Below are 20,046 nucleotides of genomic sequence, written 5' to 3' on the forward strand. Positions count from 1 at the left end.
GCTTCAGGGCACGAAGGAGGAGCGCGGCAGGAGGAGCGGTTAGTCTATGTGTCAGCGCGGCGCCGGATGTCCCCGCAAACAACTTCGGACCGTTGCTCGGCACGCAAGCCTACGTTGCGTTCAGCAACTTGATGGGCTTGGTCAGGGTCTGCCTGCTCTTCCAGTAGGCCTCCCATGGGTCGTTCTTCTGAAAGGTCAGGTACTCACGGGCTGTGGCGATAGTCCACTGGGCGCCGCTCTTGAGTTCGGGAAGCTGCTCCCAGGACACCGGCATAGAAACTCCAAGGCCGGGTCTGGCTCGCGCCGAGAAGGCAACCGCCGTTGTCTGGCCGTGTCCGTTGCGCAGGTAGTCGATGAATATCTTCCCAACGCGGTTTGAGCCGCCGGACTTGGCAACAAAGCGCTGAGGGATGACCTTGGCCATGTGCTGCACCACGGCTTGAGAGAACGCCTTCACAGCTTCGTACTCGAGCTTGGGCGCCAGCGGCACGACGACGTGCAAGCCTTTGCCGCCTGAGGTCTTGAGCCAGGCCTGCAGGCCGAGCTGCTCGAGGAAGCCTTTGGTCAGCACCGCAGCCTCCTGCAGGTGCGCCCAGGTCACGCCCTCGCCAGGGTCAAGGTCGAAGATGACCCTGTCCGGCAGGTTGATGCGGCTGGACTTAGAGTTCCAAGTATGAAATTCGATGGTATTGAACTGGGCTGCGTTGACCAGCGCTTCCGCTGAGTTCACCGCGAGCAGCGCGTCGTGGCCGGGCCAAAGGTTCGCTGCCAACTCGGTCATACCGGGCATCTTTGCCTCGGAGTGCTTCTGAAAAAAGAGCTGCCCTTCAATGCCCTGGGGTGCGCGGACCAAGGACACCGGGCGGTCCTTCAGATGGGGCAGCATCCATTCCGCGACCGACTCGTAGTACCGAACGAGCTCGACCTTGGTGATACCGGTGGTCTTGTCGATGACGCGCTCGGGGTGGCTCACCTTGACGCTGAGCGCCGCACTTCCCTTGGCGCTTTTCGACGACTTGGCGGCTGGCTTCAGCGCGGTGGCGTCCTCGCGCCTGATGCTGGCTGCTGGTTTGTCGGTGCGAACGCCTCGGAAGGTCGCGTGCCGCACTGAGCCGTCGGGTGTCCACTCGGCAAATGCGACCTCGACGACCATCTCGGGTTTTGCCCAGCGCTGAGAGCCGGCGGAGCGCCTTGACCAGCGACCAGGTTTGGCCGCGCCAGGGTCTACCGTCGGCGTCTTGACCTCGAGCTTCTTCAGCCGCGCGTACATCTCGCGGCCCGCGCTAGAGCTCCAGCCAGTGCCGACGGCGCCGGCGTGTTTCAAGACGCCGTTGTCGTAGTACCCGAGGGTGAGGTTGCCGACTTCGCCGTTGGCGTTGGAACGGTCGGTGAAACCGACGACGACGAACTCCTGGCGGTGCTGGCACTTGAGCTTGAGCCAGGTCTGCGTTCTGCCGGAGGAGTAGGGGGCATCAGCTCGTTTGAGCATGACGCCCTCAAGGCCAATCTGGCATGCAGCCGCGAGGAGCTGCGACGCGGGCGCTTCGAAGGTCTGGCTGAGACGCACGCGGTCGGTGGCTCGGTCCTGCAACAAGGCTTCGAGGACTTTGCGCCGGCTCTCAAACGGTACGGCTCGCAGGTCCTGTTTACCTAGGCAAGGGACGTCGAAGACGTAGTAGACGATGGTCTCGCTCGCCTCGTTGTCGATTGCATTCTGCAACGCGTTGAAATCAGGCACACCTCGGTCGTTCATGACGACGATTTCGCCGTCGAGCCACGCGGTGTCGATGCCCAGGGACTCGACCGCGCCCGCCACGCTTCGGAGCTTGCTGGTCCAGTCATTGCCGTTGCGTGTGAAGAGCTGAACCTTCCCCTTAGAGATGCGTGAAAGAACCCGATACCCGTCGTACTTGCTCTCCGCGACCCAACCTGTGTCGGTTGGCGCGGCGCCCGCCAGCGTGGCGAGTTGCGGCTCCAGCTTGCTGGGCAGCGCGACCTCGGTTGCGCTTGCCAGGTCGGGCTCTTGGCGGTCGCTGGTCGACGTGGCCGCTGCCGGCGCCTCGCGCGGTTCGCGCTCCTCCACCAAGCCGAGAGGATTGGCAACGACGCTGTCCGGCAGAGCGGTGATGACGTCGTACTCGGCGAGCGCTCGCGCCCATCCATCGCCTCGCTTCTTCAGCAGCAGCCACGGCGGCTTCTTGTCGCCAGGCTTGCCGATTCGCACGAGCTCCCAGAGACCGGCGAGCTTCTCGCCATGCATCTTGAAGATGAGCTTGCCCTTGGCCAACCCTTCCTTGGGGTCACCGACCGGCTCCCATGTGCCTCGGTCCCAGATGATGACGGTGCCACCGCCGTACTGACCCTTCGGAATCTCTCCCTCGAAAGTGTTGTAGCTGATGGGGTGGTCCTCGACGTGGATGGCCATCCGCTTAATGGCAGGGTCGTAGGAGGGCCCTTTGGGCACAGCCCAACTCACCATCACGCCGCCGAGTTCAAGGCGGAAGTCGTAGTGGAGGTGGCTGGCCCAATGCTTCTGGATGACGAATTGCAGCTCGCCCTTCGCCTTCACACGCCTGCGCGGCACGACCCCGGCGGGCTCGGCTGTGATGTCGAAGTTGCGCTTGGAGTTGTAGCGTTCGAGCGGTGCGGGCTCGGCGGTTGGCGCGGGCTGGGCTTCGCTGGCCTTGGCGGTGGACTTGGCGGCGGGCTTGGCTGCCTTCACAGCGATTTTCTTCGCTGGTGCCGTTGTGCCCCTGCCTACCTTGAGCTCTACCCACACGGGCGCATGGTCGCTCGGGCCTTCTTTGCCGCGCTCATCCTTGTCGACGCCAGCGTCCAAGACCTTGAGCTTGGAGCTGACGAGGATGTGGTCTATGCGCAAACCGGCGTCGCGCTCCCAGCGCTTGCGCATGTAGTCCCAAAAGGTGTACGGGGTGTTGGTGGGGAAGACTTCTTTGAGCGCGTCGGTCCAACCTTGAGCCAGGACGTTTGCGAACGCCTCACGTGCCTCCGGTTGAACGAGCGCGTTGTCGCGGTAGGACTCGGTCTTGTACATGTCGGCGTCGCTCGGGACGACGTTCCAATCGCCAAGCAGCACGACGGGCTCGCCAGAAGCCCACAGAGCTTCCGCACGGTTGCGCATTCTTTCGAACCACTGCAGCTTGTAGGTGAACTTGGGGCCAGGCTGGGGATTGCCGTTTGGCAAGTACAAGCACCCAAAGAGGATGCCGCCAATTGCAGCCTCGACGTAGCGTGCTTCCTTGTCCTTGGCGTCGCCTGGGAGGACTGTGGTCACCTGGACGATTTCATGCCCGCGAGCGAGCAAAGCGACGCCATTCCAGGTCTTCTGTCCGACGACCAGCGACTCGTAGCCCGCCTCCCGAAGCGCGTCGGCAGGGAAGAGTTCTGTCGTCGTCTTCAGCTCCTGTAGAGCGACAACGTCGGGCTGCGTACGCGCCAACTAATCCAGGAGCAGGTCGAGACGTCGAACGACGTTGTTGACGTTCCAGGTCGCAACGCGCATGGCCCCGTGTCTCTACCTGCTTGCGTCGGAGCTTGGGGCGCCCTGGTGTGCATCTATCCAAGCCTCGCCTGCTTCACGGCCCCTTGCAAACGCAGCTGTGGCCGTCTCGCAAGTCATGTCGAGCAGGTCACTGTGCATAGGCTGGGCATCTGCTCGTTCGGCCACGGCGAACGCTGGACGGTATAGCTCGGTTCCCTCGGGCCGGGCCTCAGCCAGAATCATCAGGCCTCGGTACGGGTGCTGCTGAATCACCGCTTGCCCTTTAGGTGAGCTTCAACGGCCGCTGCGTCATTGCCAACCGCTTTGACGGCAGCCTTGAGTTCTTCAGCCGTGACCCCGAACTTCTTTGACCAGTCGCGGACTTCGTAGTCCTCGCTGAGGCTGATGCGCGTGCGGTCCTGGCCGCCGGATTTGGACTTGTCGTCAGACATGGGTGTCTCCTTCGAAGTGACACCTGACCCTAGGCGTCTAGCTGCGGCACGTGTGTCGGACGAGAACGCAACCTACGCGGGCAAGTGACCTCTCCTAGGAGCGTCAATTGCTATTGGGACGGACCTCGTGCGAACCGCAAGGAGTTGCAAATGACCACTGACCACATTCAACCCATGCCGGGGAGACGACCCGTTTATCCGGTCGATGCTGAGGACGGCGTGAAATCCACCGACAAGGCCCCGAATTCGAGCAGCTCATCTCCGGTGGCGCCTGCAGGCAGTGCCGATGACCCTGCCTCCGACCAAAACACGGAGTCAGCGAACCACCCGAACGACGGGTGACCGCGGTCGCTGACTGACGCCCCGACGTGGCGCCATCCATCTGCCGAGATGCCTGGCGGTTGAGGCCCAACGCCAACGCGCTGGGCTTGTTCTCATTGGGCGGTCGGCATGACGATGTTGGCCTTCAGCTCTTTCATCGTCTTGATGAGCGTTCGTCCGTTGCGCTGAGCCTGGTCTTCCTTGTTGTTATTCATGACCACGTGAACGTCGAGGCCTGGCCGGTCCAACAGCTGAATCTGATGCCCAAGGCCCTCGAGTTCCGCATCGTCGTAGTCGTAGTTGAACCGTCCGCCCGAGTGCCCAGAGCGGTCGTTCCATGCCGCGGCATTACGACCGTGCATTCGCACCAAAGCGTAGTCATCGCGCGTCGTCTCCCAGATGGCGGGGACGGTGTTGGCGAGGCCCGTTGGCTCGTCGACGATGGTGTGCACCACACCCAGCTCCCGCTGGAACGCGATGGTCTCGGCCGCATGGGGGCCGTCGAACCATTTGTCGCTGCGGAACTCGACGGTCAATGTGTGGCCGGCCATGCGCTCAACGCAATGGGCGACGTGGGCGTGGCCTGCCCGATTACGAACGAGCCATGGCGGGTACTGGAAGTGCACCAGGCCGAGCCGACCGGCTTCGCGCAGCGGCTGCAGCGCTTCCCTGAACCGCCGCCACAGTTCGTCGGCGAGTTCGCCTGGGACGTCGCGGTAGTAGATGACGCTCTTGAGCCTCAGCTCGCCGGGAAGCGCGTCTCGAAGGTCTGACGGCAAGACGGCCGGCGAGGTCTGGTGGCCCGTGAACAGCCGAAAGGCCTTCACGTTCATCACGAACTCATCCGGGGTTCGCTCCGCCCACAGGCGAGCGGTGTCGACGCTTGGCACGGCGTAGTAGCTCGAGTCGACCTCCACAAGCGGGAACTGGGTGGCGTAGTAGCCCAACCTGCTTTCATCCGTGGTGACCTCGGGCGGGTAGAAGCGACCGGTGTCGATGAGGCTCTTGTCGGCCCAGGAGGCGGTGCCAATCCGGATGGTCATGAGGCGGCTGCCGTCGTTACATTTACTGTGGATGCATCCAGTATATTGATGCCTGCGCGGTGGCCTTCGCTGCTGCGCTGCCTCAGTTCTCCCGCCATGGGCCAACGCATGAAAGAGCCCAGCTCCTCGCAACCTCAATCGCCCCGCCAAGAGCCACTGCCCTTCGCCGACCTCAATGCCCGGCAGCGCGAGGCTGTTGAGCACGGGCTGACCTCCGGGGACCAAGGGCCTCTGCTTGTCATCGCTGGCGCCGGTTCCGGCAAGACAAAGACGTTGGCCAGCCGGGTTGCGCGTCTGGTTCAAGCTGGCGCAGACCCAAGCCGCATCCTGCTGCTGACCTTCTCCCGGCGCGCCGCAGGCGAGATGGAGCAGCGGGTCGGCCGCGTGCTTCACAAGGTGCTGGGCTATTCGTCGAGCCAGGCACCGCCGACATTCCCCTGGGCGGGAACGTTCCACGGTGTCGGTGCACGGTTGCTTCGTGACTACGCCAACCGCATCGGCCTCGCTCCCAACTTCACCGTCTTGGACCGCGCGGATGCCGAAGACCTGATGGGCATGCAGCGGCAGGCGCTGGGGTTGGCGGAGAAGGTCGAGCGCTTCCCGCAGAAGGGGAGCTGCCTGGCCATCTATTCGCGTGTCATCAACGCGCAGCTCCGGCTTGACCAGGTGCTGCAGCAGTTCTACCCATGGTGCTTCGGCGCCCTGGACGAGCTTAAGCAGCTCTTCAAATCGTATGCAGACGCCAAGCATCAGCAGCAGTGCCTCGACTACGACGACCTGCTGCTGTTCTGGGCGCACATGGCCGCCGACCCCTCCGTCGCTGCTGACCTTGGCCATCGGTTTGACCATGTGTTGGTTGACGAGTACCAAGACACAAACAGGCTGCAGGCAGCCATCCTACGGGGCCTCAAGCCGACGGGTCGGAACCTCACGGTGGTGGGCGACGATGCCCAGGCCATTTACTCGTTCCGGGCGGCCGAGGTGAGGAACATCCTCGACTTCCCCGACCAGTTCGACCCGCCAGCGCGCATCGTGGCGCTCGAACAGAACTACCGCTCAACGCGGCCCATCCTTGATGCTTCCAACGCCGTCATCGCGATGGCCAAGAACAGGCACGCGAAGTCCCTCTGGTCTGATAAGGACTCGAGCGAGAGGCCGCGGCTGGTGGCTCTCCAGGACGAAGCCGCTCAGGCGACTTGGGTGGCCGACGACGTGCTCAGACGGCGAGAGGAGGGCATCAAGCTCATCCGACAGGCCGTGCTGTTTCGGACGGCCAGCCACAGCGCGCCGCTCGAGCTCGAACTGACGCGACGGAACATTCCCTTCAAGAAGTTCGGCGGCCTGAAGTTCCTGGAATCCACCCACGTCAAAGACGTGATGAGCGTACTGCGATGGGGGGAAAACCTGCGGGGGCGTCTCGCCGGCTTTCGCGTGTCGCAGCTGCTTGCAGGCTTCGGTCAGGTCAGCGCGCGAAAGCTTCTTGACGCCATCGAGGCCAGCCAGGACCCGCGCACGGCTTTGCAGGAGTTCAAGCCGCCGCCCGCAGCGGCCGAAGAGTGGAATGCGCTGCGCGACCTCATCGTGGACTTGGCTGCCAACAGCGAATGGCCATCTGACCTTGAGCGGGCCGTCGAGTGGTACCAGCCTCAGCTTGAACGGCTGCATGACGATGCGCCGATTCGGATGGCAGACCTGGACCAGATTTGCCGCATCGCCCAAGGCTACGGCACCCGCGAGCGGTTCTTGACCGAGCTGACCCTTGACCCACCGAACGCCAGCAGCGACGAGTCTGGCGTGCCGTCGCTCGATGAGGACTACCTCATTCTGTCGACCATCCATTCTGCGAAAGGGCAAGAGTGGCAGGCTGTGCACGTGCTGAACGTGGTCGATGGCTGCATACCTTCCGACATGTCCACCGGAAGCGAAGAGGAAATCGAAGAGGAACGGCGGCTTCTGTACGTGGCGATGACGCGCGCCAAGCAGCATCTGTCGCTGGTGGCGCCCCAGCGGTACTACGTGAGACAGCAGCATCGCAGTGGCGACACGCACGTCTACGCCACCTTGACGAGGTTCATACCTGGCAAGGTTGCGCGTCTATTCGAGCACGTTGGTCCGACCCCGAAGCCGCGCGACGCAAAGCCGGCGCCCGCAGCACCTGTTCTGGACGTGGGAGCCAGGATTCGAGGCATGTGGGACTGAGCAGTGCAGCAAGAATCGCTTTTTGCCGACCTGGCGCCTTCGCCGGGCGCGCTACCTGAAGGCCTTGTGTACGAGCCTGAGTTCCTGTCGCGGGAGGAAGAGGATGGGCTCATTGAAGTCGTCCGACAGCTGCCGCTGCAAGAGGCAAAGTACAAGGAGTACACGGCGCGCAGACGGGTCGTGAGCTACGGTGGCAAGTTCGACTACGACTCGAACGAGCTGCTGCCCTCTGCTGAGCTTGACGAGGCGCTGCTGCCGCTGCGCGCCCGAGTCGCTGTGTGGGCGGGCGTGGAGCCGGAGGAACTGGTGCACGCGCTGGTCGCCGAGTATTCCCCGGGGACGCCTCTCGGTTGGCACCGCGATGTACCCGACTTCGAGAGCATCTTTGGCGTTTCGCTCGGCAGCGACGCTTTGCTGCGCTTTCGCCCCTATCCGCCTGACCAGCCGAGGAAGGAAGATGTCATCAAGCTGAGCGTGATGCCTCGCTCCATCTACGCTATGAGAGGGGCGGCAAGGTGGGATTGGCAGCACAGCGTGGCGCCGGTTCACGAGCTGCGCTGGTCCATCACGTTTCGGACGCCTCGCTGACCAGCGTCCCGCGGCCTGGAGGTGACGTTTGTACTGACACGTCGTCTTGTTTGTGGATGACCCCCCACCGACACGTCTCTACTAGGCACACACAGCCATACTGCTGCGTGTGCGGGGCGACCTCCAGCTAGTTCCTGTCAGCTCTTGCTAGGAAATGGCTGCTGCGCACAGAACGCGCCGCGCGCTGGTTCTGCGCCAGTGCAATCTGCCAACGACTTCACCCTTGTCTGAGCATGAATGCTGACGATGCCGCTGAGCTGATTGCTCTATGTGACCAAGTCTCTGAGGACTTGGAAAGATTCGACCAAGGCGGGCCCCTCAGTGTGGGGTCAAAGTTCGCGACCATCATCGAGCCGCTGATGGTTGGCAATGAACTGATTCCCGAGTTGAGGAGGGTCATATCCGCGACGGACGTCTTCGGACTGAAAGGGGCCATACGCGGCCTTCAGGGAAGCACGACCTATTCGCAGGGGCGGGCTGCGCATGATTACGGACATGCGATTGCCACAATAAAGAATGCGCTTCAGCGTCTTGCTAGCACTCAGGCTTCCGCGCCCTTGGTGGTTCCGGAAAACGCAGCTCCAATCGGTGCAGCGCCGACGTCGGATTTCCCCCGCATAGAGGACCTACTTCATCCGGAAATCGTGGCGCACGCGGTACCGCTTTTCCATGGTGGGCACTTGCGCGAATCGGTTCTGAACGGCGTGCTCGCCGTCTTCGGCATGATTAAGGCTCGTACTGGCCTAGACATGGATGGCAAAGAGCTGGTGGGGCAGGCGTTCGGCCTGGAGAACGGACGTCTTATCTTCAGCGACGTGGATTCGACTTCAGGCCGGAACGACCAGAAGGGGTTTCTGTTGGTCTACGAAGGAATTTTCACGGGGGTGAGAAACGTGAAGTCCCACTCTCTGGCGCACGACCTGACCAAGGAGAAGGCGGCTCAGTACCTTGTGATGCTCAGCCTGCTTGCGCGTCGTGTTGAGGAATGCAAGGAGCGCTAGCTCAAGCAGTTCCGTAGACTGATGGCCTCCAAGGGCAACAGGGGTGTCCCTCACGAAAGGTGCCGGAGACACCTTGGCGCGTCGAACTGGCCCCGACCTCAGGCAGCTTCCAGGTAGTGCTGGTAGTACGGCCGTTCGCGGTCGTCGAGGATGGCTTGCTGGGCGGGCAGGTCGTTGACGTCAGGGTTGAGCCAGGCCTGCAGGTTCTCTTGCCGAAGCGGGATGACGCACCGGTCGTGCCCGGCGTTCCGGACCTCCTCCGGCGGCTCGTCAGTGATGAACGCAACCGAAAGCAGGCCCTCCTCGGTCTCGTTGCGCGCCTTCCAGTGCGCCCATAGACAGGCGACCATCATCGTCTTGCCGTAGTCCGGCTTGAACTGGATGACGATGTCGGTCGGCTCCTCGCCCGGGCGAAGTTCGCGGCCCTCCGCCTCGTGCAAGTTCACATGCTCATAAAACCAGTCCACCATCATGATGGCGTGGGTCTGGCCCCATTCACCGCGCCAAAACTTCTCGAGCGAATCGCGCCGTGCGTTGAACGTGCCCGGGTATTCCTCGTCGTACATGGGCGTGGCGCGAGCCGGACGGCAGCGGTATCGCATTGGCATCACCGTCAGCTCGCCATCGACCATCGCCATCGCCGGCGCGTACCAGCCGGGGAAGATTCGGGAGTCGGACTCGACCGGCGTCATCCGGTTGATGTCAGCAATCTTCGCCTGGTTCCACTTAATTTTGTTGTTAGCAATGCGGACCTCTTCGTGCGCGCCTTTATTTGGCTTGTCCGGCTTCGCGGCAATCTTGCGCTCAGCGTCGGCCAGCCGCGTGCGCTGCTCGAACAGCTGCTTTTCGTAGACCAGCGCCTCGTTCTTCCGGCACTGCCGGATGAGCTCCCAGACTTCGCGCTCCTCATCGGACTGAGGATTCGCGAACGCCAGCTCCATCCCACGCGGCACCAAGAGCTTCGCGCCCTGAGCTTTCTTGAAGAACAGGTCCTTGAAGGCGCTGATGCTGACTTTTGCGCGGAACTCGCGCACGTACTTTCGATAGTCAGCCCAGAGTTGAGCGCTGTAACAGATGATGTTCTCCTTCAGCCTGGCGCCGCGGATGCTACCCGCCGCGGATGTGCGATGGATTCGGGCTGCTGGACGCTGTGCATGTGGCGCTGCGCGTCGGACAGGAGCCGTCGTTCCTTGTACGCGGCCTCAGCCGCGACCACCGCTGGCATGGCGGTCCCGCAGTCAGGGGGAACGTGAATTCCACCCCCTAGAACATGGCGTATCGTGGACCGCAATACAAACGCGACCCACCGAATCTGCCCCATGCCTGCCGACAAAACCGTGCCAATGAGCTTTCGGTTTCCACCGAAGTTCAAAGCGTTGCTGGAGGCCGCTGCTGACCGGGAGAACCGGAGCCTGACGAACACGCTGGAAACGGTGCTGTACGCCTACTGCCAGCAGCACGGCATCGACGTGGAAACGGCCAAGACCGTCGCCAAGCCCCAGGGAGGGAAGAAGTGAACGAATCGAACAACCGTGTGCGCGAGCTGCTGGAGTACATCGAGCAGGTCGAAAAGCTGAAGACAAAGCCGGCCTTTTCGGTGCCGACCGAGTTTTTCGCCGCGCACCAGCATGAGCTCCAAGGGCTGCCGGAATTGCAGTTCAACCTGCAGTCCGATGGTGACGACGTCTGGCTCCGCGTGCCTCGCCTGCAGGAGATTGGGCCGCCCGACTTGGACGAAAAAACGGCTCCCTGGGTCACGCTGCCGAAGAGCCCTGACAAGCTGCCCGAGCTGAAGAGCGAGGTCATCCTCTACGAAGGCCGGCGCGAAGTCGCCCGCGAGCGGCTTGAAGACCACCCCGAAGTCCAGGAAGTGTTCGATTGGTACATCGAGTTTCAGTGGAACCCGTGGGCCGCGGCAGAACGTCCGCGCCGCAAAACCATCGCAAGGTACAACGACCTGTTCTCTTTGCAGCAGGCCATCGCGCTCGAGGGCGCCGAGACCCCGTTGGAGCTGGCCTGGGGCATTGGCTACGCCTCGTGGAAGAAGCAGGGCTTTGCCACGCCGCTGAAGCATCCGTTGCTGGTGCAGTCCTGTGAAGTCACGCTCAACGAGAAGACCTTCGACCTTGAGGTCCGGCCGCGCGACATCGAGCCTCGACTGGAATCCGACACGTACGCCGAGATGGAGCTGCCCGGCGTTCGGCAGCTTGAGGCGTTCTGGAAGGCGTCGCTGGCCAGCGGCGCGCACCGCCTCAACCCGTTCGACCCATCGACTTTTGAGGGCACTTTGAAGGCTGCCGTGGGTCATCTCGACCCGACCGGCGCGTATGAAGCTCGGACCGAGGATGTGTCCCTACCGGTGCCGAACGACAAGCTCCGGATTACGAGCACCTGGGTCATCTACGGCCGCAAGCGTTCGGCCGACATCTTCCTTGAGGACATCCGCCGGCTCAAGAAGGTTATCGAGGAGGTCCAAGAGCTACCCGGCGTCATCCGCAGCTTCGTCGAGCCCGGCGACTCGACCGTGCGCGTGCACGCCGAGCAGCCGTTCCGCGGTCTCTCCTCGAGCGACAGCACCGACGGCGCGCAGGAGCTGTACTTTCCCATGCCATACAACGATGAGCAGGTCTCCATCGTTCAGAAGCTGGCGAACAACGACGGCGTCGTCGTTCAGGGGCCGCCCGGAACAGGCAAGACGCACACCATCGCAAACGTCATCTGTCACTACCTTGCTCTTGGCAAGCGAGTGCTGGTCACGGCCAAGAGCGAATCCGCGCTCGCGGTCCTGCAGGAGAAGCTCCCCGAACGCATACGGCCCTTGAGCGTGTCGCTGCTCTCGGACGAGCGCGACGGCATGAAGCAGTTCGAGCACGCCATCCAGACGATTGCCTCCAACCTGGCCGCCATCATCCCGTCCCGGGCCGAAAGCACCATAGCGGCGGCCGAGGCCAAGCTGAGCCAGCTGCACGCCAAGATTTCGCATCTGGACCGCACCGTTGGCGAGCACGCTGGCAAGCACATGCGGAACTATTCTTTTCAGGGTCAGGACGTCACGCCGGAGGAGATGGCGAGGCTGGTGCTCAGCCAAGTGGACGAGCACACCTGGTTCGACGACGAGCCGCCGACCTCGAAGGATGGCTCTATCCCGTTCACAGGCGACGACGTCAACGCGCTGCGACAGGCGCGCATGCGCGTCGCGGGCGACCTCCCTTACGTTGGGTGCAAGCTGCCTCGGCCAGATGAGCTGTCGCCGTGGGCTGTCCTCGCCACGTTGCGGCGTGACCTGCTCCGCGCCCAGTCCATCGACGCCAGCGTCACGCAAGGAGACGTGTTCGCTCTGGTGAATTCGAGCCTGCCAATTTTCGAAGAGGCACAGGCGCTGCTGGCGTTCCTTGAGGAGCGCCTGACGCTGAAAGCAAAGGTTGCCGGAGCCACCCAACTCGACGCGCTGAAGGCTCGGCTTGCGGACATGCAAGCGACTGACCCGTTGCTGCAGGGGCTAGTGGCGCTGTGCGGCGACCTCCAGCACTTGGAGAAAGTCCGCAAGGCGGCGTTGACTCGCGCAGTTGCGTTGCCGGCCGATGCGGAGCTCAACGAAGACTACGTCGAGGCCGTGCGGCGGCTGGTTGAGAGCAAGAGTGCGTTCAAACTGCCGTTTGGCAGCGGCGCTGCTCGCAAGCTCATCGCAGAAACAACGGTCGCCGGCAGCGCGCCGCCTAGCCCAGGGGATTGGGCGTACATCCAGGAAGCCATGGAGTGGCGAGGAGACGCCCGCAAGGCCGTGGCGCGGTGGAACATCCTCGGAGCAGAATTCGGCCTGGAATCGGCCAACGAAGGCCTCGAGGCGAGCTTCCGGCGCATCTGTCAGGTGGCCGGGCATGTCGAGGATGCTCGACGGCTGAACTTTGATTTCGACGCCAAGCTTCACCCGCTTTTCACAGAGGTGTTCGGTAAGCCTACCGCTGACCGCATGTGGGACCAAGGTGAGCCCTTCGTCGCTGCAGCCGCTGCCAGCTTGCATGCCCACATCGAGAAGAGCCGCCTTGCGTACGCCCTTAAGCGGCTACAGGAGCTCGTGCGTGCGCTCGACGGCAAGACCGGCGCGGTGGTCGACCACCTGCGCCGCTTCCTCGCCGCGTCGCTTGACCAGCCTGCCGCAGATGAGTCGGTGCTGCAAGCCACATGGCAAGCGCTGCAGTCGGAGGTGAGCCGCCTAGCGGCTTTGGTTCCATACCTAGAGGAAATCGAGAGTGTCTCGAAGCGCATCCGCGACGCCGGCGCGCCGAAGTGGGCTGCGCGCATCCGTACGTTGCCAGCCACCGAAGACCTCGACATTGTGACCCCGACGACTTGGCTTGACGCTTGGAACTGGCGGCGTGCGGTCATGTTCCTGGAGCTTATCGACGGGCATCACCGCCTTCGTGAACTGTTCGAGGAACGCCGGACGCTGTCAACCGCGCTGGCGAAGACGTACCAGGACTTGGTGGCCGAGAAGACTTGGCTGGGCGTCCATAACAATTCGCCGTCCTTCGTCCGGCAAGCGCTGCAGGCCTATCTGGGCGCGGTGAAGGCCATGGGCGCCGGCACCGGCGTGCGAGCGATTCGCCATCGGCGGAACGCTCGTGAAGCAATGAGGCAGGCATACGTGTCGGTGCCCTGCTGGGTGCTTCCCCAGTGGCGAGTCTCTGAGACGCTGCCTGCCGAGGTCGGCCTGTTCGACCTAGTCGTCATCGACGAGGCTTCGCAGTCCGATATCTGGGCTTTGCCAGCCTTGCTGCGCGGCAAGAAGCTGCTCGTCGTAGGCGATGACAAGCAGGTATCACCCTCTGCCGTGGGGGTGCCGGAGGCGCGCATCGTCGAGCTGACGAACCGCTTCCTGCAGAACCAGCCGCGCAAAGCGGAGCTCACGCCCGACAGGAGCATCTACGACCTGGCCAGCGTGGTCTTCGCTGGGAACTCAGTGATGCTGAAGGAGCACTTCCGCTGCGTGCCGGCCATCATCGAGTTCTCGAACCGCGAGTTCTACGAGAACGACATCCGGCCGCTGCGCGTGCCGAAGGCGAACGAGCGACTTGACCCACCTCTGGTCGACGTCTTCGTCAAGGGCGGCTACCGCACGGTCGACGTGAACGAGCCCGAGGCGCAGGCCGTCATCGGCGAAATCGAGACCATCCTGGCGGACCCACAGTTCGAGGGGCGCTCCATCGGCGTCGTGACGCTGCTGGGGTCCTCGCAGGCCGCGCGCATTCACGAGCTGGTCAGCGAGCGCATCTCGCCGATTGACGTCGTGGCCCGCAAGATTGCAGTCGGTCCGCCGCCGGTGTTCCAAGGCCGCGAGCGCGACATCATGCTGGTGTCGATGGTGCTGGCACCGGGAGACCGCGCCGCAGCCAACCGTGCGGACATGCATCAACGCTTCAACGTCGCGCTCTCGAGGGCACGGGACCGGATGTACTTGTTCCGCTCGGTGGTGGAGACCGAGTTCAAGGAGGATTCCCTGAATGGCCGGCTCATCCGTCACTTTCAGCAGCCGTTCACCCAAGACGTTCGCCGGGTACAGGTGCTGCGTGACCGCTGCGAGTCCGGATTCGAGCAGGAGATGTTCGATGAGTTGGTGAAGAAGGGCTTCCGTGTCGAGCCCCAGGTGAAAGCTGGCGGCTATCGCATCGACTTTGTTGTCGAAGGCTCGGAAGGTAGGCGTCTGGCTCTTGAATGCGATGGCGACCAGTTCCACGGGCCTGGCCAATGGCAGGACGACATGGCTCGTCAGCGGGTGCTCGAACGGGCAGGGTGGACGTTCTGGAGGTGCTTCGCATCGAGCTTCGTGCGCCGGCGCAAGGAGGTGCTGGACGACCTGTTCCAGACCCTCGCACGGCTGGGCATCGAACCGCTCGGTGCGGAGTCGGTCGACAACACCGTGTGGGTGCTGCACAAGACCGCCGACCCGTTTGGAGTGGATGCGGAGCCCGAGGTTGAGGCGCAGCCGCTGCCCGAGCCCGGCACCGCAGCGGAAGCGGAGGCCGCCTGACCATGAAGCGCACATTGATGCAACTCGGTATCGGCGCGCTCGAAGAAATGTTCGCCGCCTCGAAGACGGACGCCAAGGTCTTGCGGCAGCTGGAGAACGAACTGCAGAACCGGCAGGTGCCGCGCGCGGTGGCGTTGTTGGAGGAAGTCCAGGCGGCCATGATGCCCGGTGCACCGCCGCGGGCCGCGTCACAGGAAGAGCTGGCGCTGGTGCCTCCGCCGGCCCCGCTTTCAGTTCCTCCGCCGCCAAAAGTACCAGCCCCTCAGGTGGCCGTGCGGGCACCTGCGGCACCAGTTGCCATCGTCAGCGTGCCACAACAGCCTCGACCACCGGTGGCGGCGCCCCAAGTGCGAGTTGCGGCTGCGCCGATGCCCGCCATGATGTTGGAAGACGCCTGCAAGCTGATGAAGGTCACGCCAACCTCGCCGTGGCAAGTCGTCGAGCAGGCCCGTCGGGACTTGGTGCAGCTGTCGCATCCGGAGCAGGTTGCGCTGTTGAACCCAGAGCGGCGGGACAGCGTCAGGGTCGATGCGAGGCGTGTCAACGCGGCGTACGCAGTGCTGAGCGCAGCGCGGGCGCGGTAGGTACAGCAGCAATGACTCAGCAGGGAAAAACAGTCATGACCGACGACGCACGTGCCCGTCTCGCGCCGTACAGAGCGGGGCGCTACAAGCCCGGAGACGAGGAAGCAGAGTTTCTCTATCGGGTCTACAAGCTTCTTCGCGAGGCGCCCGACAAGATGAGCAAGCATGCAAAGAAGCGAACCTTCGAAAACGCGGCCGATGGCGTTCACTCGTGGAAAGTGGTCTGTATTTCGGAAGCGGCGCTGGAGCATCTGGCCACCAGCGGAACGACAAAAACCCTGCGGCGCGCCCACGAGCCATCGAGGGAATGGCGGTACCAGGAAGTCTTCGGTGAAGGTGCGCGAGACTGGACCCAAAGTGAGCTGATGACGCACTTTTTCGAGCATGACATCTGTGCGCTTGTCACGTCAGCTGAGAACGGCAAGAACGTTAGCGGGGATTGGAGCCCGCTGCACGCGGTTCCAGAAGACATCCTTTGCAAGGGCTCATTTGCTATCTACGCGAGAGAGAAGGACGTGACATGGGCCAAGAAGCTATGGAACTCTGTCGTCGCCGAGCGCACCCTTGCGGCGGGCGATGCGAACGGTCACGCCGGGCACACCGGCTAAAGCAGCTCGCCTAAACACGAAGTTATCTTGGAGCCCAACCATGCCACTTGGCCGCATCGCCCACATGTACTTGCCTTATTGCCTTCAGAAGCAACCAGACGGGAAGTACCGCATCGTGGACTGTGGTTGTCTCCGGAAAATCTTTGCCAGACATGAATCCCGGCAATGAAAGGCGATGCACCTTCGCGCTATCGAGCCGTCTTTCTCAGGCTGCTTTGAGGTAGTGCTGGTAATTCGGCCGCTCGCGGCCTTCGAGGTTGGCCTCCTGGGCCGCTAGACAGCCGCTCAGAAGGGCGTGTCGTCGTCCATGTCATCGAAGCCGCTCGGTGGTGCCGGCCGACCTCTGCCGCCGTTCTCGTTGGGCGCGGGTGCAGCTCGCTCGCCGCGGCCAGCACCTTCTAGGCCTGCGCTGACCAACGCCTCCTCCAAAGCTTTCTCCACGGCGTCGATGCGCTGCTTGCAGACCTTGTAGGCGCTGACGGACTCGTTCACGATGTCCAACAAGTCGTCGATGTTGGGCTCGTCCTGGTTGCGTAGCGTCTCCGCATGGCGCTGGAGGACTTCGTAGGCATCGCGGAATGTCTTTTCTTCCATCTTCTCTTCGGCATCAGGCGCCGCCTCCTTGGGTTGTTTGAGTGACGGTCTCGACCACTGCGCTCACCGTGCCGTCATGCAGGTCGACCTGCACGGCCGTCCCCGGTTGAACAGTCACCACGGATGTGACGGCCTCACCGGCCGACGAGCGGACGACGGCGAAACCGCGGCGCAAGGTCTTCTGGGGGCCCTGGCCAGCTATCTCTCGGAACAGGGCTTGCGAGCGCTCGGCTGCCATGTCGACGCCACGAGCGGCCCGCTCTGCGGTCGCGCTCATGAGGCGCTCGGCAGCTTGTCCGTGGGCTCGATTGGTCGATGAAACTTGTTCCAGCACCGCCGGCAGCAGCGCATCGACTCGGCGGCGGATGCGCCCGAGCTTGCCGGCAACGCCAGCGGTTTCCCGGATGGCGAGCTCGGTCTCTCGACGCGCGCTGCGGGTGGTCGCTGCGGCTTGTTCGAGCACCACGGGAAGCAGCGCATCCACGTGTCGCAGGACCCGTCCAAGTTTGCTGGCAACGCCGGCGGTCTCCCGGATGGCCAGTTCGGTTTCCCGACGCGCCGTTCGAGCGGTCAGTCGGCTGCGTTCAAGGACCAGTGGCAGGAGGCCTTCGCTTCGCTGCTTCGCCAAGACCACGGACGCCCGAGCCCTGGTGTCAATGTCGGCTATGACTGCGGGAACAGCCTGTCGAGCGCTTTGAACCAGCTGGCGTGCGTCCGAGCGCACGGCGGCGACGTTCTCCATCACGGCGCTGCGCGCGTCACGGAGCGTCCCGGTGGACGCTTGGCGCAACGCCTCGAAGGCGGATTTGTTATCAGCGCGTGCCTGGGCAATGGCCGACTTCGCGGTGTGCTCGATATCGCGGCGCAGGTTCAAAACATCCGCGCCGGTTGCGGCGGCAGCCCGCCGGGCGAGGTTGACGATGCATTCATTGAAGGCGCGCGCCTCGCGAACGCGGGAGCGCATCACTTCTTCTATGCTCAAAATCACCTTGGATGGAGTGTCGAATTTGCGGTGAGCAACTTCGTCCAGGGAGGTGCCATCGCGCTCGTGGCCGATGCCGGTGAGTACAGGGACGGGACATTCGCAGATGCATCGCGCCAGGGCGTAGTCGTTGAGCCAAGCGAGGTCGCTAACGGACCCGCCGCCTCTGATGATGACGACCGCGTCCGGGAGCTTTGCGCCCGACCAAGCGCGCAGCCCGGCGCGCAACACCTCCGCTATCTCAGCGGCCGCACCTTCGCCCTGGAAGCGGCTGTGAACGTAGCTGAACTCGCAGGCGCCATGGACCTGGAGGCGCTGAGCTTCTTTCGCGAAGTCTCCCAAGCCGGCGGCGCGCTCAGGCGCCACGACCAGGACGGAGCTAAAGTCCCAAGGCGCCGGGAGTGCACGGTTGCGGTCAAACAGCTGCTCCTTCTTGAGGCGCTCGCGGATTTCGCGGCGGCGTGCCTCGAGGTCCCCGAGGGTGTAAGCGGGGTCGATGGCATCCACTTCGAGGCTGAAGCCGAACTGGGTCTTGAAGACCGGCTTTGCCCGCAGCAGGACCTTAATGCCGGCTTCGAGGTCGGCGCCGGTGACCCGCCTGAACTCGGACAGCAGAGCTGCCGCAAACCGGGACCAGATGACGGCGCGCGCCTGCGCCAGCACTTCGCCCGAGGACGGGCTTCGCTCGGACAGTTCAAGGTAGACGTGGCCGCCCCTGGCAGAGCTGACCTTCAGTACCTCGGCGGCGGTCCAGACGCCCTCACCGAAGGCCTCTGACACCAGATTGGCCACGCCGCCCAAAAGCCGCGACAGCGGGATGCCCTTGTTCGGCACGTCGAGGTCACGCGACTCGGACTCCAGCGAGGCTTGGGCGCGCACCGGGCTCGTGTCAGCCGTGGCCGGCAGCCAGGCAGCGAACGGTGCCAAGGCCAGGTCGGGTGTGACGTACCACTTGCGCAATCCTGGGTCCCAGCGCGCGCCAAGAGCCTTCACTTCGAAGCGCTCTTCGTACGTGCTGTTGAGATAGGTACGCTCGGTCATGACGAGTGGCGGACTGGGCAGCGGTAGACTGGAAGTGAAGCTTGACGGTGTCGAGTTTCCCCGCTTTTCCTCCCTGAGCGGGGGCCTGTCGTGATAGCGAGAGGCTTTCGGTCCCGACTTCGGTCGGGACCCTATTTGATTGCAGCCCGCCGAGCGGTCCCATCTGCTTCTCAGTCTTCGTTCATCGCAGCACGAAGGTACTCAACAGCCGCTGCGTCGGTCTTCGCTTTGAAAGCGCGCTGCAGTTCGTCTCGACTCTTAGCGGCATGTCGCTTGAAGGCCTTCATCTGGGAGTGTTCGATGCCAGAGGCGACGTTGCCTCCTGTGCCCGCGAGGTCGGGGACGAAGATGCCGTCCCACCAACTCATCTTGACGTCGTATTTTGACGGCCACCGGCGCTCAGCTTGGTCATTAAAGTGCGAGACGAAGTCGAAGTAGAGGTAGAGGCCTTCCTCGAGCGAACTCATGCGGACCTTGCTGAACAACGTGACTGCCAGCGTTTCGACGACAAAGGAGCGGATGCGTGCTTCGTCGGGCAGGGATGAGTTCCAGTCCTTCAGCAGCTTGACCAGGGGAACGAGCAGCTTGCCGTTGGTAGTGTTTGCAGCGACCAGTTCCATGTGATGGCGTTTGGGTGAGGATTCGAACCAGGTCTCGTCGGCGTGGTTTCCAATCAAAATGAGGTCGCTGTTCGGCAGGGCGACGGCGGGCACGCAGTCGATGTGGAGATGGCCAAGCTCGAGCCGAAGAGAACGCTTCTGCGTGTAGGTCGAACTATTCGGGTACTCGTCGCGAAGCACCCTCGCAAACGACCTGAGTACAGCCGATGGCTTTGGCTTGTCGGCCAGGCCGAGATACGCACCGTCCCACTGACTCGGGTCGATGACGAAGATGACGTCGATATCTCGAATTGGCCGAAGGGCGGTGCTGCGCCGGTAGCTGCCGCTCAGGTAGTAGTCGACGATGCGGTCGCCTACCCCGCGCCGGTCCAGCACGCGCACGAGATGGTTGTAGCTGCGGCTCGCGGCCTGCTTTTGCTTGGGCGTGGGTTCGATGTCCTTCACCCAGGACCTCAACGCACCTTCGATGCTCGCCATGTTCGG

General features: G+C 63.2%; 15 protein-coding genes. 8 read left to right on the plus strand and 7 right to left on the minus strand.

Going from position 1 to position 20,046, the window contains the following annotated elements; genetic code table 11:
* Window positions 1–109 precede the first annotated feature (109 nt).
* Window positions 110–3,460 (minus strand): DNA ligase D, encoded by a 3,351-nt coding sequence (gene ligD, locus ASC81_RS18625; protein ID WP_369820865.1) that lies wholly within the window; start codon window positions 3,458–3,460, stop codon window positions 110–112.
* Between the two features lie 311 nt (window positions 3,461–3,771).
* Window positions 3,772–3,954 (minus strand): DUF3606 domain-containing protein, encoded by a 183-nt coding sequence (locus tag ASC81_RS18630; RefSeq protein ID WP_056270340.1) that lies wholly within the window; start codon window positions 3,952–3,954, stop codon window positions 3,772–3,774.
* 150 nt (window positions 3,955–4,104) lie between these two features.
* On the opposite strand from ASC81_RS18630, the gene ASC81_RS27140 reads away from it, so the two are divergent.
* Window positions 4,105–4,296 carry a hypothetical protein gene (locus ASC81_RS27140; RefSeq protein ID WP_156392287.1) on the plus strand — a complete coding sequence of 64 codons (192 nt, stop codon included), beginning with the start codon at window positions 4,105–4,107 and terminating at the stop codon, window positions 4,294–4,296.
* 92 nt (window positions 4,297–4,388) lie between these two features.
* Here the strand turns inward: ASC81_RS27140 and ASC81_RS18635 are convergent, their stop codons facing one another.
* Window positions 4,389–5,318: a DUF72 domain-containing protein gene (locus ASC81_RS18635; protein WP_056270343.1), complete on the minus strand. Its 930-nt coding sequence runs from the start codon at window positions 5,316–5,318 to the stop codon at window positions 4,389–4,391.
* Window positions 5,319–5,426: 108 nt separating this feature from the next.
* On the opposite strand from ASC81_RS18635, the gene ASC81_RS18640 reads away from it, so the two are divergent.
* The 3 genes from ASC81_RS18640 to ASC81_RS18650 all read left to right on the plus strand — a co-directional run bounded on the left by ASC81_RS18640 (window position 5,427) and on the right by ASC81_RS18650 (window position 9,106).
* The gene (locus ASC81_RS18640) at window positions 5,427–7,517 is read left to right on the plus strand and encodes an ATP-dependent helicase (RefSeq protein WP_056271749.1); all 2,091 of its coding nucleotides are present in this window, start codon (window positions 5,427–5,429) and stop codon (window positions 7,515–7,517) included.
* Window positions 7,518–7,520: 3 nt separating this feature from the next.
* Entirely contained in the window at window positions 7,521–8,105 is a 585-nt protein-coding gene (locus ASC81_RS18645) for an alpha-ketoglutarate-dependent dioxygenase AlkB (protein WP_056270347.1), read from the plus strand.
* A 233-nt stretch (window positions 8,106–8,338) separates the two neighbouring features.
* A complete protein-coding gene (locus ASC81_RS18650) occupies window positions 8,339–9,106 on the plus strand; it encodes a TIGR02391 family protein (protein ID WP_056270350.1) in 768 nt (255 codons plus the stop codon).
* A gap of 98 nt (window positions 9,107–9,204) precedes the next feature.
* Here ASC81_RS18650 and ASC81_RS18655 read toward each other — a convergent pair whose 3' ends face one another.
* Entirely contained in the window at window positions 9,205–10,140 is a 936-nt protein-coding gene (locus ASC81_RS18655) for an SOS response-associated peptidase family protein (protein ID WP_235533708.1), read from the minus strand.
* A 285-nt stretch (window positions 10,141–10,425) separates the two neighbouring features.
* Between ASC81_RS18655 and ASC81_RS27145 the strand changes: the two genes are divergently transcribed.
* Genes ASC81_RS27145 through ASC81_RS18670 form a run of 4 tightly spaced genes read left to right on the plus strand, consistent with a single transcriptional unit; the run spans window position 10,426 to window position 16,326 of the window.
* A complete protein-coding gene (locus tag ASC81_RS27145) occupies window positions 10,426–10,623 on the plus strand; it encodes a hypothetical protein (protein ID WP_156392289.1) in 198 nt (65 codons plus the stop codon).
* The gene (locus ASC81_RS18660) at window positions 10,620–15,134 is read left to right on the plus strand and encodes an AAA domain-containing protein (protein ID WP_056270354.1); all 4,515 of its coding nucleotides are present in this window, start codon (window positions 10,620–10,622) and stop codon (window positions 15,132–15,134) included. Before ASC81_RS27145 ends, ASC81_RS18660 begins: the two co-directional genes overlap by 4 nt.
* Window positions 15,135–15,136: 2 nt before the next feature.
* Window positions 15,137–15,718 carry a hypothetical protein gene (locus tag ASC81_RS18665; protein ID WP_056270356.1) on the plus strand — a complete coding sequence of 194 codons (582 nt, stop codon included), beginning with the start codon at window positions 15,137–15,139 and terminating at the stop codon, window positions 15,716–15,718.
* A gap of 35 nt (window positions 15,719–15,753) precedes the next feature.
* Window positions 15,754–16,326: a hypothetical protein gene (locus tag ASC81_RS18670; RefSeq protein WP_056270359.1), complete on the plus strand. Its 573-nt coding sequence runs from the start codon at window positions 15,754–15,756 to the stop codon at window positions 16,324–16,326.
* A gap of 285 nt (window positions 16,327–16,611) precedes the next feature.
* Here ASC81_RS18670 and xseB read toward each other — a convergent pair whose 3' ends face one another.
* From xseB to ASC81_RS18685, 3 genes are all read right to left on the minus strand, one after another.
* The gene (gene xseB, locus ASC81_RS18675; RefSeq protein WP_056270360.1) at window positions 16,612–16,920 is read right to left on the minus strand and encodes an exodeoxyribonuclease VII small subunit; all 309 of its coding nucleotides are present in this window, start codon (window positions 16,918–16,920) and stop codon (window positions 16,612–16,614) included.
* 13 nt (window positions 16,921–16,933) lie between these two features.
* Window positions 16,934–18,943 (minus strand): exodeoxyribonuclease VII large subunit, encoded by a 2,010-nt coding sequence (gene xseA / locus ASC81_RS18680; RefSeq protein WP_056270363.1) that lies wholly within the window; start codon window positions 18,941–18,943, stop codon window positions 16,934–16,936.
* 170 nt (window positions 18,944–19,113) lie between these two features.
* Window positions 19,114–20,040: a nucleotidyltransferase gene (locus tag ASC81_RS18685; RefSeq protein WP_056270366.1), complete on the minus strand. Its 927-nt coding sequence runs from the start codon at window positions 20,038–20,040 to the stop codon at window positions 19,114–19,116.
* Window positions 20,041–20,046: the final 6 nt, after the last annotated feature.

It is taken from the genome of Pelomonas sp. Root405 (assembly GCF_001425165.1).
In the GTDB taxonomy this organism is placed as follows: Bacteria; Pseudomonadota; Gammaproteobacteria; order Burkholderiales; family Burkholderiaceae_C; genus Pelomonas.